The 16684-nt window shown below is 39.0% G+C and carries 16 protein-coding genes and 1 pseudogene; 11 read left to right on the top strand and 6 right to left on the bottom strand.

Translation table 11 applies throughout. The features are described 5' to 3' along the window. Positions 1-58: 58 nt before the first annotated feature. Both BBH88_RS10940 and BBH88_RS10935 read left to right on the top strand, forming a co-directional pair. Positions 59-391 carry a hypothetical protein gene (locus BBH88_RS10940; protein ID WP_006829918.1) on the top strand — a complete coding sequence of 111 codons (333 nt, stop codon included), beginning with the start codon at positions 59-61 and terminating at the stop codon, positions 389-391. A gap of 319 nt (positions 392-710) precedes the next feature. Beyond that, positions 711-1814 carry a flavin monoamine oxidase family protein gene (locus BBH88_RS10935; protein ID WP_065536797.1) on the top strand — a complete coding sequence of 368 codons (1104 nt, stop codon included), beginning with the start codon at positions 711-713 and terminating at the stop codon, positions 1812-1814. A gap of 540 nt (positions 1815-2354) precedes the next feature. Here BBH88_RS10935 and BBH88_RS10930 read toward each other — a convergent pair. Both BBH88_RS10930 and BBH88_RS10925 read right to left on the bottom strand, forming a co-directional pair. Beyond that, positions 2355-2633, bottom strand: coding sequence for a hypothetical protein (locus BBH88_RS10930; protein WP_006829920.1), 279 nt, complete (start codon positions 2631-2633; stop codon positions 2355-2357). A 189-nt stretch (positions 2634-2822) separates the two neighbouring features. Then, a complete protein-coding gene (locus BBH88_RS10925) occupies positions 2823-3329 on the bottom strand; it encodes a plastocyanin/azurin family copper-binding protein (RefSeq protein WP_065536798.1) in 507 nt (168 codons plus the stop codon). Positions 3330-3492: 163 nt separating this feature from the next. Between BBH88_RS10925 and BBH88_RS10920 the strand changes: the two are divergent. Continuing rightward, positions 3493-4448: pseudogene (locus BBH88_RS10920) on the top strand (IS30 family transposase). A 169-nt stretch (positions 4449-4617) separates the two neighbouring features. Here BBH88_RS10920 and BBH88_RS10915 read toward each other — a convergent pair. After that, the gene (locus tag BBH88_RS10915; RefSeq protein ID WP_006829922.1) at positions 4618-4809 is read right to left on the bottom strand and encodes a hypothetical protein; all 192 of its coding nucleotides are present in this window, start codon (positions 4807-4809) and stop codon (positions 4618-4620) included. A gap of 655 nt (positions 4810-5464) precedes the next feature. Between BBH88_RS10915 and sdhB the strand changes: the two genes are divergently transcribed. Together sdhB and BBH88_RS10905 are read left to right on the top strand one after the other, a co-directional pair. Then, positions 5465-6235 (top strand): succinate dehydrogenase iron-sulfur subunit, encoded by a 771-nt coding sequence (sdhB, locus tag BBH88_RS10910; RefSeq protein WP_006829923.1) that lies wholly within the window; start codon positions 5465-5467, stop codon positions 6233-6235. A gap of 65 nt (positions 6236-6300) precedes the next feature. After that, positions 6301-6615 carry a cupin domain-containing protein gene (locus BBH88_RS10905; RefSeq protein WP_006829924.1) on the top strand — a complete coding sequence of 105 codons (315 nt, stop codon included), beginning with the start codon at positions 6301-6303 and terminating at the stop codon, positions 6613-6615. Positions 6616-7009: 394 nt separating this feature from the next. On the opposite strand, the gene BBH88_RS10900 is transcribed toward BBH88_RS10905, so the two are convergent. Then, positions 7010-8161, bottom strand: a complete 1152-nt coding sequence (locus tag BBH88_RS10900) for an RtcB family protein (RefSeq protein ID WP_065537376.1) — start codon at positions 8159-8161, stop codon at positions 7010-7012. Positions 8162-8635: 474 nt separating this feature from the next. On the opposite strand from BBH88_RS10900, the gene BBH88_RS10895 reads away from it, so the two are divergent. The 4 genes from BBH88_RS10895 to BBH88_RS10880 all read left to right on the top strand — a co-directional run bounded on the left by BBH88_RS10895 (position 8636) and on the right by BBH88_RS10880 (position 11850). After that, complete coding sequence (locus tag BBH88_RS10895) at positions 8636-8815, top strand: hypothetical protein (protein ID WP_040852333.1); 180 nt, start codon at positions 8636-8638, stop codon at positions 8813-8815. A gap of 171 nt (positions 8816-8986) precedes the next feature. Further along, positions 8987-10441 (top strand): cardiolipin synthase, encoded by a 1455-nt coding sequence (gene cls, locus BBH88_RS10890; RefSeq protein ID WP_040852336.1) that lies wholly within the window; start codon positions 8987-8989, stop codon positions 10439-10441. A gap of 681 nt (positions 10442-11122) precedes the next feature. After that, a complete protein-coding gene (locus BBH88_RS10885; RefSeq protein ID WP_006829928.1) occupies positions 11123-11428 on the top strand; it encodes a hypothetical protein in 306 nt (101 codons plus the stop codon). A 206-nt stretch (positions 11429-11634) separates the two neighbouring features. Beyond that, positions 11635-11850 (top strand): hypothetical protein, encoded by a 216-nt coding sequence (locus BBH88_RS10880; protein WP_006829929.1) that lies wholly within the window; start codon positions 11635-11637, stop codon positions 11848-11850. A gap of 814 nt (positions 11851-12664) precedes the next feature. Here BBH88_RS10880 and BBH88_RS10875 read toward each other — a convergent pair. Beyond that, a complete protein-coding gene (locus BBH88_RS10875; protein ID WP_065536799.1) occupies positions 12665-13357 on the bottom strand; it encodes a DUF3169 family protein in 693 nt (230 codons plus the stop codon). Beyond that, positions 13354-13560 (bottom strand): helix-turn-helix transcriptional regulator, encoded by a 207-nt coding sequence (locus BBH88_RS10870; RefSeq protein ID WP_006829932.1) that lies wholly within the window; start codon positions 13558-13560, stop codon positions 13354-13356. Before BBH88_RS10870 ends, BBH88_RS10875 begins: the two co-directional genes overlap by 4 nt. Positions 13561-14582: 1022 nt before the next feature. Between BBH88_RS10870 and BBH88_RS10865 the strand changes: the two genes are divergently transcribed. Both BBH88_RS10865 and BBH88_RS10860 read left to right on the top strand, forming a co-directional pair. Next, positions 14583-15971, top strand: coding sequence for a M1 family metallopeptidase (locus BBH88_RS10865; RefSeq protein WP_065536800.1), 1389 nt, complete (start codon positions 14583-14585; stop codon positions 15969-15971). A gap of 137 nt (positions 15972-16108) precedes the next feature. Beyond that, on the top strand, positions 16109-16594 hold the full coding sequence (locus tag BBH88_RS10860; RefSeq protein WP_006829934.1) for a hypothetical protein: 486 nt from the start codon (positions 16109-16111) through the stop codon (positions 16592-16594). Positions 16595-16684 lie beyond the last annotated feature (90 nt).

Below are 16684 nucleotides of genomic sequence, written 5' to 3'. Positions count from 1 at the left end.
TATTGAAAAACAAAGAGTTGAAAGAGGCTCCGTACACTATGAATTTGGAGGAGTGAAAATGGAAATTCATGTTATATGTAAAGATTGCAAAACCATTGGAGCGTTTAAATCTTCAAAGAAAAATGGGGAAGTAGGAATTCATTCAATCTCACAAAGTTTTCGAATAGGATTGAGTTGGAAAAATGAAGTGATTGAAAATTTCCAAGAAGAATTCGTCAGCAAACTAGGCAAGGCGACTTCGAATAAAGAAAGAAGGGACATCCTAGAAGAGGAGATTTCCGAAAATGCATTTTCGGAAACCATTGACTTTGAAATGAGCTTTACGTGCATAGGATGCGGAAATCGGATTACCTTTAATGACTTTCAGTTAATCGATCTTCTTAGGTTTTAGCTAAATGCTCTTGCGGAAGAAATTAATTGAACAATTAGCGTTCGCTGATGTGCTAAGTGATCCATACTGGCCCGGAAAAAAAAGTAATTAAGTTTCTGTGATTTACATATGGCTGCTTATACAAAAAAGAGAAAAAGCTCTAGCGTGAGCTTTTTTCTTTTTTTTGTAAGCGTTCTTGTATATTCGATTGAAGTATGATGATCATTTTCAAACTGAATAGTCTATGGAAAGTGCAATTGAAAATTTTAGTATTATAATGATGAAGATAGCTTTTAAGAAGAATTTTCATAATCCGAAATAGGCAGTAGGAGGAATACATGTGAACAATCCAATTATTATTGTAGGGGCGGGTTTAAGTGGTCTAAGTGCTGCATCACTGCTCACTAAACAAGGAATAAACTGTAGGGTACTTGAAGCTAGAGAAAGAATTGGCGGCAGGGTTTTAAGTGCTTCTGTCCCAAACCAATCAGACCTAGGAAGGTTTGACCTCGGGCCGACGTGGTTTTGGCCACAATATGAGCGCAATATGGCAGCTCTTGTAGAAGAATTGAATTTGGAAACTTTTGTTCAACACAATGAAGGCGAAATGCTTATAGAGCGGTTTCAAACTAAACCTCCAGAGCGCTGTAAAATGCAAGAACATGTTGATGCAAGAGGCGTACGTTTAACGGGAGGAATGCAGTCGATGATTGACGCATTAGTAGAGACACTCCCTCCAGAAATCATTGAACTGGAAACTCGGGTTAAAGAGATCTGCTTGGTCGAGACTGGAGAGATCAAGATCAAAGTAGAGAAGACTGATGGAACTATAGAAAATATTCTCGCAGCTGCGGTTATTTTGGCTTTACCACCTCGTCTAGTGGCACGTCAGATCAAATTTTCTCCGACTCTTCCTAAAAATCTTATGGCTGACATAGAAGAAAAGCCTACTTGGATGGGGGCACAGGCCAAGGCTGTTGCTGTCTATGACCGCCCATTTTGGAGGGAAACCGGACTCTCTGGACTGGTCTTAAGTTCTGTTGGTCCTTTACAAGAAATTTATGATGCTTCGCCTATAAATGGGGCTGGTGCATTATTCGGTTTCTTCGGAATTTCTTCAGAAGTACGTCAACAGATGGGTCAAGAAAAAGTCATAAAGCTGGTTTCTGAACAGTTAGTCAAGCTTTTTGGAAGTAGAGCTGAAACCCCACAAGCAATCCTCTATAAAGACTGGTCTAGCGATATGGAAACGGCCGTTGAAGAAGACTCCAGCCCCTTCAAAAATTACAGCAGCTATGGTCAACCGCCAGCAGCAGGAGAATGGGAAGAAAAAATATTTTTTGCTGGGACAGAGACAAATTCACAATCCAGTGGCCATCTAGAAGGAGCACTTCTGTCAGCAGAGCAGGCGGTTGGCAAAATCCTTGCTTTAAATTATAAGTAAATTAAAAGCCAGTTATCTACTGCTTTGATTGCTAAAAGTTTCAACGTCTTTTTCAAAGGTGTTTTTCTTAATTTATATGGTAACAAGTAAGAAGATAAGTTTATACCATATGACTTTTTTTACTTTTTGTAAAAGAGATAAGACTTCAACTTCTCCTAAGATTTCTCTGGGTAGTGAAAAGCTGAGAACGATTTAATTATCTTCATGTAAGCGGAAAATTTTCGGTTTTCCAGAGCGGATGACGCAAGCATCTTCACTTTCATCATTTTCGAACATCAGCATGTGATTTTTCTTGAATTGACGTTCTTTTAGTAAGGGAAGAATTTATTGGAGATCATTCTCCGTAATACTTAAGAAGATGGGGATTTCTTAAAGATTCGCAATCGTGTGGATCCGTCTTTCCGATTCAGCAAATTTCTTGGAATTACTTTAAAACTACACGGCGATTAGATGACTTCGGTATTAAATCGGAGTTATCTTTTTTAATACCCTTGCTTTTGTATTCTCTTGTAATCTTCTGTATAGCAAAAAATTCGGTTTTTAGTTATTGGAGTTGTGGCATTCGATAACATTTTTAACTTCTTCAGCATAAAAAACCGGCTTGTCCTTTATCTCTTTTACAGTTTGGTCAAACAATCGTTGTCTTTCTTCAAAGCGATAGTAATGCCGCCAGTAGACAAATACTTCTTTGGCTATCCCAAGCTGTTTAGAACCTTTTAAAGCATTCAATTTTTCTACTACACAAACGGTGTATAGTAATTCTTTCAATGATGTTTTGTATTTATGCTCGATAGTGCTTTTGAAGTGTTTGTATTTCATCAGAAAACCTCCTATCTCTTTACAAATTTTGCGAAGTTATTAGATTATGTGCTTTATTGGAGTTATTTTAAATATCCGATAAGACACAGCATATTTCGAAGAATCATAAACTCAGAAAACTAGCACAGGCAAGGAAGAGCAAGTGCCTGTGCTAGTTTATTGTAAATCGTCACACTCAAGGGTGATTCCTTATTTAATGGCCACGTTATGCTGAACCTGATCTTGGTTAGTCCACACAATGGTTGTACCCGGGGCCACCGTTATGGTTTCCTCGCCAAATTCATAGTCGGCAATGTCCACTTCCACTTCACCCATTAATTCGGCACCTTCTTCTACTACAACCGTCATTTGCATGACAGGATGCGGCTCGCAAAAGATAGAGAACTCGCCTGCTTCATTAAACACAAAACTCGTCATTTCACCATTTGATAGTAAATCAGAAGCAGTACCGCTCATCGCTTCAGGTGCACTTTCTTCCATAGGTTCCTCTTCTGCAGTTTCCGCAGTTGTTTCTTCATCAGAAGTGTCTTCCTCTTCAGAAGTTGTTTCTTCATCAGAAGTGCTGTCTTTTTCGGAAGCGCTTTCTTGTTCTACTGCTACTTCAGTATTATCCTCGGCTGTAGACTGTTCTTCTCCACAAGCTGCTAACGACAAAACGGCTGTAGCAAGAATAAATCCAAATTTCTTGTTGATCATTTTTTTCTCCTCCTCATTTTTTGTTCTTGCTTATAGAACGCAGAAAGAGGCCAATTAGATTACATTTCGCCGATTGTAAAATTAAGCTAGACAATTAAAAAAAGCCATTCGTGGTACACTCAACCTGTATTTCCGACTAAAGAGAACAGAGGAGTGACCACGAATGACCTACTCACACCTTACTAAGGATGAACTGGTGATGATAGAAGCTTGCGCCACTCAAAGACTCCCGTGACGAAAATCGCCGAACACCTGAACCGTTCCAGACAGCCAATTTATAACGTCATCAACTTTCTGAAACGGTGCCATACAGCCATCGACTACTCCAAACAGGATAAGCAAAACAAAAAGCGATGCGGACGGCAGAAAATCGTCTTACCAAAGGAAGAACAGGACGACAACCAGAAAAAAGTCATGCAAGGCTGGACGCCGGATGTCATTGTTGGACGGAAAGAGCGGGTCATCGGATGTTCCATGCGTACGCTTTACCGCCGGTTCAAAGAATGGGTATTCGATGTAGCGATCCTTCCCATGAAAGGGAAACGAAAACCAAATGGTCACCAGGAACGCCATAGAAAATAGGCGTTCAAACGGTACATCTCTGAAAGGGAATCCGATGATCCTTCTTTCCAAAAAGAGTTCGGGCACATTGAAGGAGATACCATTGTAGGCATCCGCCATAAAAGTGCCGTGATCACGCTGGTCGAAAGACAGTCCAAAGTCATCATCGCCTTAAAGCCAAAAAGACGGAAAGCGTGTGATATTGAAGCCGCACTGAACCATGGGTTTCAAGGGGTTCCAAGAAATTTGGTCAAATCAATCACAGTTGATTGCGGCAAGAAATTCTCCAAATGGAAGTCGGTGTGCAATCAGCACGACATCGCTATTTACTTTGCAGATCCGGCACCTTCGCAACGTGCGCTGAATGAACATTCCAACGGCCTGCTTCGAAAGGACGGCCTGCCGAAAGACATGGATTTTAACCAAGTCGATCAAGCTTTCGTGTCAATGGTGGCCGATAAGCGGAATCACATCCCTAGGAAATCGGGGGGTTACCGGACTCCCTTGAAAGTATTTTTGAGGGACGTAGACGAATTGGAATTGTCTAGCTTATATTGACAATCGAATCAAAAAGAAATAGGCAAAAGAATAAATGAGTTGAGAATTTGCACTATATTAAAGTACAACTGCAAAAAAGAGGATCAATCTATTATGGATTGATCCTCTTTTTTTGCAGTTTTTGGACTATGGAGCTAAATCATTTAATAGGAAGTTGATTTTAACGTACTCAGTCATTGTCATCTATTTTTTCCGAGGGCTTAAGCTGCAAAGCAGAACGTAACTGCGCTTCTTGTTTTTCTTTTAACTTTAAATGCACTTCCGTGTAGCTAGGGTTGATCGAACCGCTGCCCAATCCTTCATTAATCATCCGATCTATTGCATTAAAGCGATCAACAGCTGTTTGGCGTGGGTCTTTCATTTTACTTCCTCCTCAAATTGTCGTTTTTATTTATCTATAATAAGCGATCTTATTGAATCCTATTGCAATTATTTAAGTTGAACTAAAGAATCCTTCTCGTATACACCGATCTGGCCGCTTTGGTTTGAGCAAAGATGATTGCTCCTGTGTAAACTTGTCGCAAAGGAGGACTCAGAATCGTCCAGTCCCTCCTTAGCTCATGCTATTAGTTGAGAAAATCGCTCGTCTCCTATCTTCACCTAGCCCATTAACGCGCCGGCGCTGATTGCATTTAATGAAAATAAGTAGCTTGAAACTTTACTGTTCTCTAAATCACCTGATTTCTCCTTGATGGACGTCAAGTTTTTTAAAGCGCAGAAATTGTATGTTTAAAGCAGAAATAAAAAAAGTGGTGACCATATGTACAGTCATCTTTAATTCATTATAACATATTCTCTAAATTTTCTGATGAATATGGTAAGATTGAGTTATTCCCACTTTCGAATGCGTCTTAAATGTCTTTCAACTGAAATTAAATAAGGTAGAGATTAAAAGAATCGATGTTTTTCAGCTAAAGCATTTAGAAATCCCAAAAGAAAGGCATTATAGAGTTAACAAAATGCCATTGTAAAGTTGAATTATTTTGTATACACATGAAAGAAGGGGCTGATTTATCATGGAGAAAACAGTGAAAACGGTTATTTTTGAAATCGAAAGAAGAAATTCTACGGATGAAGATTCGTATTGGGAAAAGTTCGAATTACCTTATGTGATGAATATGAATGTGATTTCTGCTTTGATGGAAATTCGGCGTAATCCTGTCAATATAGAGGGCAAAAAAACTACGCCTGTTACATGGGATATGAATTGCCTAGAGGAAGTATGTGGAGCTTGTTCAATGGTTATCAATGGTTATGCACGCCAATCTTGTACAGCATTAGTCGATCAGTTAGAACAGCCCATTCGACTTCAGCCGATGAAAACATTTCCGGTTGTCCGTGACTTGATCATTGACCGCAGTTCCATGTTCGATACATTGAAAAGGTTAAAGGCATGGATTCCAATTGATGGGACTCACGACCTGGGCGAAGGTCCGCGCATGCCAGAGCACAAACGCCAATGGGCATATGAGTTATCGAAATGCATGACTTGTGGCGTCTGCTTAGAAGCGTGTCCGAACGTTAATGACAAATCCGATTATATTGGAGCAGCTCCAATTTCACAAGTCCGCTTGATGAATGCACATCCAACCGGCGCCATGAATAAAGATGTCCGTTTAAATTTACTGATGGGACCGGGTGGGATCCAAGAATGCGGCATGGCACAAAACTGCGTGGAAACCTGTCCGAAAGGCATCCCTTTAACCACTTCTATTTCATCCATGAACCGCGATACGACAGTGCAAATGTTTCGTAACTTCTTTGGAAGTGACCACATGGTTGACTAGAGTTAAAGAGTTAAAGAGTAAAATAGAAATATGATTAAAAATTGAAGAAGAATGGAGAATGAATCATGACGATAAAAAAACTGAAGGACCTTCAAACGTATGACGAAACAAAGCTGACAAAAAACATTGTTTTCGATGAAGAAAAAAGCAAAACCATCGTATTTAACTTTCTGCCAGGACAAGTGCTGCCGAAGCATGGACATTCTCACAGAAATGCTTATGTATTTGTAATCGAAGGAGAAGGCGTATGTTACTTGGATGACATCGATTCCGCTATTCAACAAGGGGACATCGTACACTGTAATGCGCATCAAACTATTAGCATAGAAAATACAGGAGCAAAATCGATGACAGTCTATGTCGTACTTGCAGCAGAATAGAGCATCTTTTTTGTATGAATCAAGAAAAAGGATTTAAGCAATGGTTCACTGTGATGATAGAAGATATCATCTTGAGGAATGCAATTCGGTTGTGTCTATAAAAGAAAAAGCGAAATAGCTAGCAAATAACGGATTAAAAGAATGATCAAACAAAACAACTGCATGGAAAAGTAATTTTGTTACAGTACCCATGTAAGAATCAAGCACAAGCAATTTATATAGCAAGTTGCTTAACTAAAGCAATAAGTGACTTTGTATGACGATGAATAACAGCTGGTTTGGGACTTCGACTTGGTTAATACGAACGTAACGTGTTCCGTTTCCACTGGCTGGATTTCCAGTTTAACTAGCGGATTCAGCACAAAAAAAGAGCAACAATCAAGCTACTCTGTCATTATTTTTTTCTCCAGCCTTGGAATTCGGCCGCTTTGAAATTATAGATAGGTTTCAAAATAGACTGTATTTCAATGGTTTCTTTCGTATTGTCAATAATTTCTTGCATGGTTTTATAAGCGAATGGAGATTCGTCAATCGTGTCTTGATTAACGCTCGTTGTGTAGACGTTCTTCATTGTATCTGTAAAATCGTTCAACTGAAGAAGTTGTTTTGCTTTCGTTCTCGAAAGAATACGGCCAGCTCCGTGAGGTCCCGACTGATTCCAATCGTTGTTGCCTTTGCCTTTAGCAAGGAGGGAGCCGTCGCGCATATTGATGGGAATTAACACCATTTCGTCTTTTCTCGCTGATATCGCACCTTTTCGCAAAATCATATGCTCTAAATCAATATAATTATGCACCGTATCGATCCGGCCGACTTCGTTAAATTCCATTGCTTCTAAGAGAACTTGCACCATGGCCGAACGGTTCCATTTTGCATATTCCTGAGCAATCTTCAAATCATTAAAGTAATCCTGCATGAGCGAACCTTCCAAGTAAGCGAGTTCATTTGGAATAATAGGTTGTAGTGATTTATAGGATTTAATGGCGTCGCTTATTTCTTTATGTCGGTCCTGCATCTTCAATTGAGCAATCAGTTCATCAAGTCCTTGTTTGTCATTGCTTAAGCTCTCAATGGCTTTCTTTTGATGGAAATTTGCTACTTTGACGCCCAAATGACGACTTCCGCTATGGATAACTAAAAATAACCGACCATCTTCTGCTCTATTCATTTCGATAAAATGGTTACCTCCACCGAGAGTGCCAAGAGAATGGATTGCCACATCTTTTGAAAAATTGGCTAATACACGGTCCAGTGCTATATTTTCCGTGAAATCGTGTGCAACCGTTCGAATGGATTGACCAGAAGGAACTAATGTAGCAACCGCTGCATCAAGTTTTACAAAATCAACTTCTTGCTTCTGAATTTCTACACACAGCATGCCACAGCCAATATCCACTCCGACTAAATTTGGGACAACGCGATCATTCACTTTCATAGTTGTGCCGATGACCGCTCCTTTACCCGCGTGACAATCAGGCATGATACGCACCCGTGCGTTTGCCGTCAATTCTTCATTCATAAACCCCTCAATTTGAGACACAGTCATCTCATCAATATTATTTGTAAACACTTTTGCATCGCTGTACTTGCCTTTAATAATTTTCGATTTTTCCAACCTCCCCAGTATATCTGATTTTCTTTCTCTGTAAAAATACCTAAACAACATAAATCTATAATATCAGTTTTACTTTATCTTGTGTAAAATATTGGATGGAAATGACAACGTCTAAAAATGTGAATCGATAATAACAGTCGAATCTCCAAAATAGAAAGATGAATTAGCATATAAAAACAACCTTTTCGCATTTGATATCAGAGCGGATCTGACTGGCTGTTTAAACAGGTTAAAGGGAGGCAATTACCAGATCGACCGGGAAGAAGAATAATATGTCGGAAGCTGTAAATTGACGTATATGGACGGTCACCATTGCATATATGTGTTTAATGTATGCAGATGGGGTAAAGGGTAAAAGAGTGTTAAACCGAAAAATATACTGTAAAAATGAAGGGAGAACTCAAAATGACACAATCTAAATGGGTAAAACTGGGGGCAGCTGCTTTTCTGTCCGTCGGAATGTTGTCAGCCTGTGGCGATTCAGAAGACGAACAACCTGTGGATGAAGATATAGATGTAACACCAGAAGAGGGAGAAGAAGAGATTATTCCGGATGAAGAACCGAAAGAAGGAGAAGAAGACTAAGAATGAATGAGCCAATCGCGTAAAAACATGCGATGGCTTTTTGATTTCCATTCATTTGACTTTTCTATCTTTGGTTAGGTGGTAATAATTAAAGTCATTGGGGTATGATTATGAAAAAAAGTAAAGCTATACGAAAAATAGAAATCAGACGAAGACTGAGGAGGGATTGAGATTTCATTCGAATGGTTAAGCGCTCTGAGCAATTTTTTTATCATTTTGAACGTGGTACTGGCTATTTTTATTTTATTTTTTGAACGAAAAACGGCTTCTTCAGCATGGGCGTGGATATTAATTCTTTTTTTTGTACCGATCCTTGGCTTTATCTTATACGTGCTTTTTGGCAAATCATTAAGACAAGAGCGACTGAATCGTCCGGTTGCCTACGAGAATGAGGATTTCCGGGACATGATGGATCGGCAGTTGAACCAAATGAAAGATGGCAGATTCCAGCCGTCTTTTAAGGATGCGGAAGAATGGCTAGATCTCATCCAAATGAATGTGGCAAGGACCGATGCCCCATTGTCGACAGCCACTGACATAAAGATTTTCAACGATGGTAAAAGAAAATTTGATGCTTTGTTTGAAGATATACGCCACGCAAAAGACCATATCCATCTACAGTATTTTATCCTAAATAATGATGATCTTGGGCGTCATTTGATATCACTGCTGGCAGAAAAAGCACGGCAAGGTGTAAAAGTATTGTTTTTGTATGACGATTTGGGATCTAGAAATCTACCGAAAAGGTTTTTTGATGAGTTGGAGTCAGCCGGTGGAAAGACTGCGGCATTTCTTCCAGCTGTGCTGTCTAGTATAAATCCACGGCTAAATCACCGAAACCACCGAAAACTGGTTGTTGTGGATGGTTTGGTTGGCTATATTGGGGGCTTTAATGTCGGTGACGAATACTTGGGAAAGAAAAAGGAATTCGGCTATTGGCGTGACACACATCTCCGGCTTGAAGGAGAGACGGTGCATTCTCTGCAAAACCGTTTCTTCATCGACTGGAATCAAGCAACCGAAACATATCCGCTAAAGTATGCCGAAAACTTTTTTCCAAAGATGGCCAATACAACAGGCATTGCCATGCAGATTGTCGCGAGTGGCCCATTGGAGATTCATGAAGACATTAAGAATGGCTACTTGAAAATGATTCACCATGCCCGCGATTCTGTTTACCTGCAGACTCCATATTTTATTCCAGATAAGTCTATTATGGATGCTTTGAGGACAGCAGCACTTGGTGGTGTTGATGTTCAAATCATGATTCCCCATCAGGCAGACCACATATTTGTCCACTCGGCTACATTGTCATATGTTCGCGAATTGCTTCAAGATGGCGTTAAAGTTTATAGCTATACCAATGGGTTTCTGCACGCAAAGACGTTGGTAATTGATCAGAAAGCTTATTCGGTAGGTTCAGCCAATATGGATATCCGCAGCTTCGCCTTAAATTTTGAATTGAACGCTTTTGTTTATGATTCGCAATCAGCATTGGAAATGGAGCAACTTTTTTTACGAGATAAGAAGCTATCTGTTGAATTGACAGAAAAGACATTTGATGAGCAATCGTGGACAGAAAAAGTGAAACAGGACATTGCGAAGCTGGTTTCACCGATTTTATGAGTTTTCAGCAGATATTTTCATGGCTGGGCTTTAATGATGACCGGCCCCCGGCATATTCAGTCAATATGATAGAAAATGGAATGCTGCCTCAATCTAGTTCCCTAACTGCCACGCATCCAAATATTTTTTGGAGAAACGAGATAATACTCCAAGTTATAGATATTGCTATGAAAAATTAACCTATTTAAGAAAGGAAGAGGCTAAACAATAGCATCCTCCTTTCTTTTGTTTCATTAGTCTAGATACTAGTTCAACAAAATCTTCCACTGTGCGAGAAATAGAAGCGAAAGATCTAACTCAAGTTGTGCAAGAGCTCAAAGGCTTGGGCAAAGAGCAGACGAAAAAGAATTACGCATCAAATGGGATGCTCGAACCGCTTTTTTTGGGGGGGCTATAGGAGTTATGAAACCAATCGTAAGAAAATAAAATAAACCACAAGGTAGCCGAGCAATTTTGTACATCTGGTAACTCAACCATATATCGCACTTAAAATAGTAGTAAACTAAAAGTTAACATTCTAATTTTAATAAAATAAAAAAAATTAGTAAAAAAGTGATTTTTAACAGGGCCAAGCAATGAGGCGTAAAGTTGTCTGCTAAGCTAAATACATGCAGCAAAGTAAAATGAACTTGTTTAAGAAAAATCTACTGGTGAAGGAAAATAGAGAAGAGAGGTCCATGGATGAAAGAGCTATCTGTTTGGTCAATTATCTGTTTTATATTTGCTACAATCATATGTGTTTTCGGGCAAGAGATCGCTTATTTTTTAAATGATTATGTCTGGTCGATTGCGCCTATCTATTACTTGACGGGATTGACGGTTCTTGGCATTGCACTGTACCTGGTAACAGGAGTTTTGGTGTTTTTATTATTCAGGAAAAAGGAATTCGTTTCGGAAAATCGAGAAATCTATTTGATGTTACTATGTATTACAGCACCGAGCGCTTCTGTCTGGGCATTTTTTGTAACTGTTATGTGGTGGGGATAGCGACGAGGCTTTACATAGAAAGTTCTTAGTCTGAAATGACAGCATGAATTAGTCACATTTCATGTGAAAAGGTGAGAATAAGGAAGAACTTTTATAAATTTAGAACAGCCCATGCTATAATGAAAGACTTAGGGCACTTGTTTTGCCCATAATTGAACGGATGCCAAAAGCCTCCGCTTATCGATAAAATATGGAGGTGTAGCAACATGAATAAACGATGGACCTTTAAAGAAATTAAAGCATTTGTCGAAAAAAACTCAGATAGTAAATTACTGTCGACGGAATACCACGGTTTTTCTCAAAAGCTGCTGTTTAAATGCGTATGCGGCAATAACTTTGAAAAAACATTTACGAAGTTTAATACGAAAAACCAACGTAAATGTGACGTATGCCAACCACCAAAAACGCCACGCGGCGAATAAGTAAAGTACTGATTTCTGTTCACAGAAATCAGTACTTTTTTTTATGATTGCACATGACAGAATGAATTTTATTACTGGGTATCTTTTGTTAAGGTTTTATAAAATAGCCAAGAAACAAAAAATGTGTGCAATCTTGAAATGGCATAGAGTATATTACGGGAGGTGGCGCATGGGCAATTTTCTTGAAATAGGCGATCCTTACTAGATTGAAAAAATTTTATAGATATACGGGTTTGTTGGAGTTCACATAATAATTATCTTATTAACTACGGTAAAATTTTTCATCTGAAAGAAAATGAAAGACGGCTTGAAACCGGATAGCCCTGGTGGACTCATAAGTCTTTGATTGATGTTGTTGCGATTATTTTTGCTCATTTGTGCAATACCTATGCTAATGCCACAATTCTCAGTTGCGCTGTTTGTTTTTTATCAATGGTTTGAACCTTCGTATTATATTATGTGCAAGCTCAAGTGGTTTTCTTTTATCACTTTAACTCTACTAGTACTGGCAAAAACTTTTTTTGAATGGAAAATGTAACTCAAAAATCATACTGGTGACTCTAGGTTTGGTATCCCAGTAACAGGTCTTCTTTATGCAATTTACGCGATCTGGTTTTAAAACTTGTTGGCTTCTACATGTTAAAATAGGCAGTAGCCATAGAAAAATAGTTATGGAATAAACTACATTAGTAAATAGAAAATTAACACAAAGAATAAAACAATAAAGTGATTTGGTATCGCACATAAAAATAAAAGAAGACTCAATGCCGATAAGCATTGAGTCTTCCTTTTGCAACAATTACGGGTACAGAATTTACTTATTTCGTAAACTGAGCTGATATTGTGTGTTAGTAACCACCAAAATAACGACAACAACAAATATACTGAAAAGCTGGGACGATTCTGACACGATCGAGTAGAAAAGAAGCAGCACAACAGCTCCAATCAAAAGAGAGTTCATGGTGAGATAGGTCTTGTATAGGCCTCCAAGCATGACATGCTTTTCACCATCATCCGAAACATCTAACAATTTTTCAGCATAATTTTTATCGCTGACCGATGGAAGCTTGCGTTCCGGATACATTTCTTGTAAAAGGCTCAGAAGGATAAAAGACATAAAAAAGCCGAAGAACACTAAAACAAGACCGAACACTAGCATCCAAAACGGCTGAGATGCTAAAGCACTTATGCTTAAGGATGCCAAACTCAACAGCATCGCTAAATTGGAACAAAGCGTGGCATCGCAGTATTGTCTGTACATTTGTCCTTCCGCTGCATCTTCTTCATCTCCAGTTAATTTCTTTTTGGTAAGAAACTGAATGCTAAAATAGCGATAGAGCGAGAAGATGGCAAGAATTGTCCCAATCGTTAGAATAGCTAAATTTACAGGATAAGCATAAGCTGAGAAATCCATGCGGAATTCTACTTGGAGTATAACTAGCATCCCGAAAAATCCAATCAATGCACCAATGATCAACTGACCAGTTGTTTTAAAAACTTTCTTCATTCCAATTCCTCCTCTTCAAATTGAAAAATCTCTTCAACGGGTTCGTTAAAGACACGTGCAATTTTCGTAGCGATGAGCAACGAGGGCATAAATTCCCCGCGCTCGATCAAGCTCACAGTTTGCCTTGAAATTTTCGCGCGTTTTGCCAAATCTGTCTGGTTGATTTCTAGACGTGCCCGCAACTCCTTTAATTTTGTTTTCATGTCTTCACCTCTTTATAGATAAAGTGTAACTGATTCGTTTCAAAATGACAACTATATTAGTCAAAAAGAAAACGATATTTGTCTTTTTTTATTATAAATAATTGAGTATACGACAACGAAATTTACTGGTTTACTTAGTGGTAAGTAAGTGAATAAAGATAATTTGAAATCGTTTGATTGATTGTTCATTAGTAAAAAAACTATCTGGACAGTTCCAAATGAAGAACAGAGTTTCCAACGAAACAGTTGCTGTACAGGAATCTATATAAGTTGAATTAAAGAAATAGCTTTTTAAACTCAATAAGGTGGTGAAACGAAGAAATCGCTCCAGACGGACGCTTTGGGCCCACAGGATGTGGGTCATGCAACTGGCGCGACAGGACGTCGCTTGAGCCTTCTCGCTCCAGCAGTGAAGTCATTAAACAAAGAGAGTTCGGGCAATGGCTTTGCGACGAAGCTAGCATAGCGATGCAGGAGCACATCTTTGCCCTTCGCCGTCTTGCGCTCTTTCTTCTGAGCATCCTTGAGTAACAAATCATTCGGATACCGAACAAAACAGCGGAGACTCCTATGAAGACAGCGCAAGCGACATGGAAAGAAATCCACTCGGACAGCTCGAGTTCGGTCGGCGCAAGCTCTTAGCAGCTGATTGGCGGAACATTAACAGGCCGGAACCATTCGTTCAACTTATATAGTAAGGAAATCCGATTAAATTTCAGACTGAATCGAACCCCACATGATTTTCTTTTTTTAGTGTCTACTACTGAAGATTTGATCTATATTTGGGAGGAAGAAGCAGATTTTCATTTCTGCTCTTTTTATACAAATTCATCAAAGGAAGTTGCTTTAGATAAAAGACTGCGGTTTTCTATAAAAATTCGATAGTAATTTCACGAAATAAAAAAACTACAAGCCAGTTGTAGGAACAAATGATAAAATTTAGAAACAATAGTCTCTTGCCGAAATCTACCAGAAGCAACTGCAGGGAATTATGAAAAAATTGAAGAAACGAGAGATGCACAATGAAGTTAAAGGGTTGGGCAGCAGTAATAATAGTTGTTGTTGGAGTCAGTGTTTTTTTAATGTTGAGAGCTACTGTCTTTTGCGAAGAATGTAATCGTCAGGAAACAGAAATTGAAAAAGACGCAACCAACGCGGTATATAATTTGAAGCTAACCCTGAGCGAGACAAAAGAATTTCAAGTAGCAGCTTCGATCAACGTAACAAACGACTCAGCCGATTCTTGGTCAGAACTCGGATTTTATTTAGTTCCCAATGCCATGAATTCGGAAGAAACACCGTTGTATGAAGATGAAAATTTGCTGATTGAAATTTCTTCCGTATCCGTTAACGGGGAGGATGCCGAGTATAAACTGGACAATAATGAGTTTCTAGTGGAGTTGGATACAAATCTGGAACCAGAATCTGCGGTGAAAGTGGTAGTCGATTATTCAATGGTTTTGCCGCAGAACGGCATGCGCTTGTCTCAAGTGGACGACAATTTTTATCTGGCACATTGGTATCCAATGCTCGGCCACTACCAAGATGGCTGGGATATTAAAGATTACAATCCGACAGGCGAGTCTTACGATACGGATTATGGTGATTTTACTGTCAGTTATGATTTGCCAAAAGACTATTTGGTCGCTAGTTCGGCTGAAGATGGCATAATCGAAGCTGCATCTACCGGCACGGTGAAAGGCGAAAACATCAAAGATTTTTACTTGGCAATTATGAATCCGGACGAGTGGGAAACTGAAACAGTACAAGCTAACGACACGGCGTTGCGCGTATTTACGCCCCTCTCAGCGAATATGCTGGAAGAGACATCTGAACTGGCTGTTGAATCTTATCTATATTTCGAAGAAAACATCGGCGATAATCCATTTGGAGAGTTGGACATTATTGGGAACGACGGCTATATGGAATATCCGAATATTATTGAAGTGGCAGCGGACGAGGGATCTCAGGAATCTGTCCTTGTACACGAAATAGCTCATCAATGGTTTTATTTTATAGTGACGAATGATCCATATAACGAGTCATGGCTAGACGAAGGGATAACGGAATTCAGTAGTTCCTTGTTTCTTAGTGACCTCTATGACGATGATGAATACGGATTCTGGGGCGCTTCAACAGCCGAACAGTATTATCCGCCAGAAACCTACGTGAATCTGCCGCTGGATAAATTTGATGACAATACTTATTATTCGACAATTTACGGCAAGGTGCCAATGGTGCTAAAAGCGTATTTTGATGAGAACGGTGGAAGAGAGACTGCTTTAAGGTTCTTATCTGCCTATTACGCAGAATTTCAATTTGGACAAGTAAATACGGAAGAATTTAAAGAATTTTTTGAAGAATATTTCGAAGAAGACCAAAGCAAGTTTTTGAATAGCTGGTTGAAATAAAGACGGGGAGTGGAGGAAAAGAAGCTGAAAAATAGCTTCTTTTTTTATTTTGTAAATTGTTGTTAAAAGGAGTTTTTGAAGAAATGGAGAATATAACCATATAGTCGTTGAGTCAGTGCTGACAGCAGAGGAGTATCATGTACAAAATATTTATGTTGCTATACGGGCTTTCTGCAATCCTACTTATTGCTGCTTTTTATGGAATGAATTATTTTAATGCACCCGTGAAAAATGATGATTTCTGGGGAGGCAACGGGCATCTTGCCTTTTTCATTCCTGTTGTTCTAATGCCATTTATTCTATATTTTCTATACGGAACGATAGAGTTGTCGATGCGGATTGCTGACAGATGGCTTAGCCAAAAAAAGATAGTTTTCGGAATTTCACTAAGCCTTGCTTATATCTTAGCAACATCTCTATGGACGATTAGAGTAGCAGATAGATTCCGCATGTATATTGTGGATACGAAAGATGCATACAACAAGCCAGCGCAATTTCCTATGTTCAACGTATTTTCCAACCATCTATTTTTTAATCCATTTACGTTCATTCTAGTCGTGTTGGTTTGTTTTGTCGTAGGAGCAGTATGGAGTTTAGCTAGAAAGACGACAAGAAAGATGTAACCATAAGAACGGAATTTATGTATATGAGAAGTTATACGACGTAGGGAACGCTCTTAATTTTCCTGCTTATATCAATGATCAGTTCGTAGG

The organism is Planococcus antarcticus DSM 14505 (genome assembly GCF_001687565.2).
Taxonomy (GTDB): domain Bacteria; phylum Bacillota; class Bacilli; order Bacillales_A; family Planococcaceae; genus Planococcus; species Planococcus antarcticus.
Note: the sequence above shows the minus strand (reverse complement) of the source record. Positions and strands in the feature narration are given on the sequence as shown.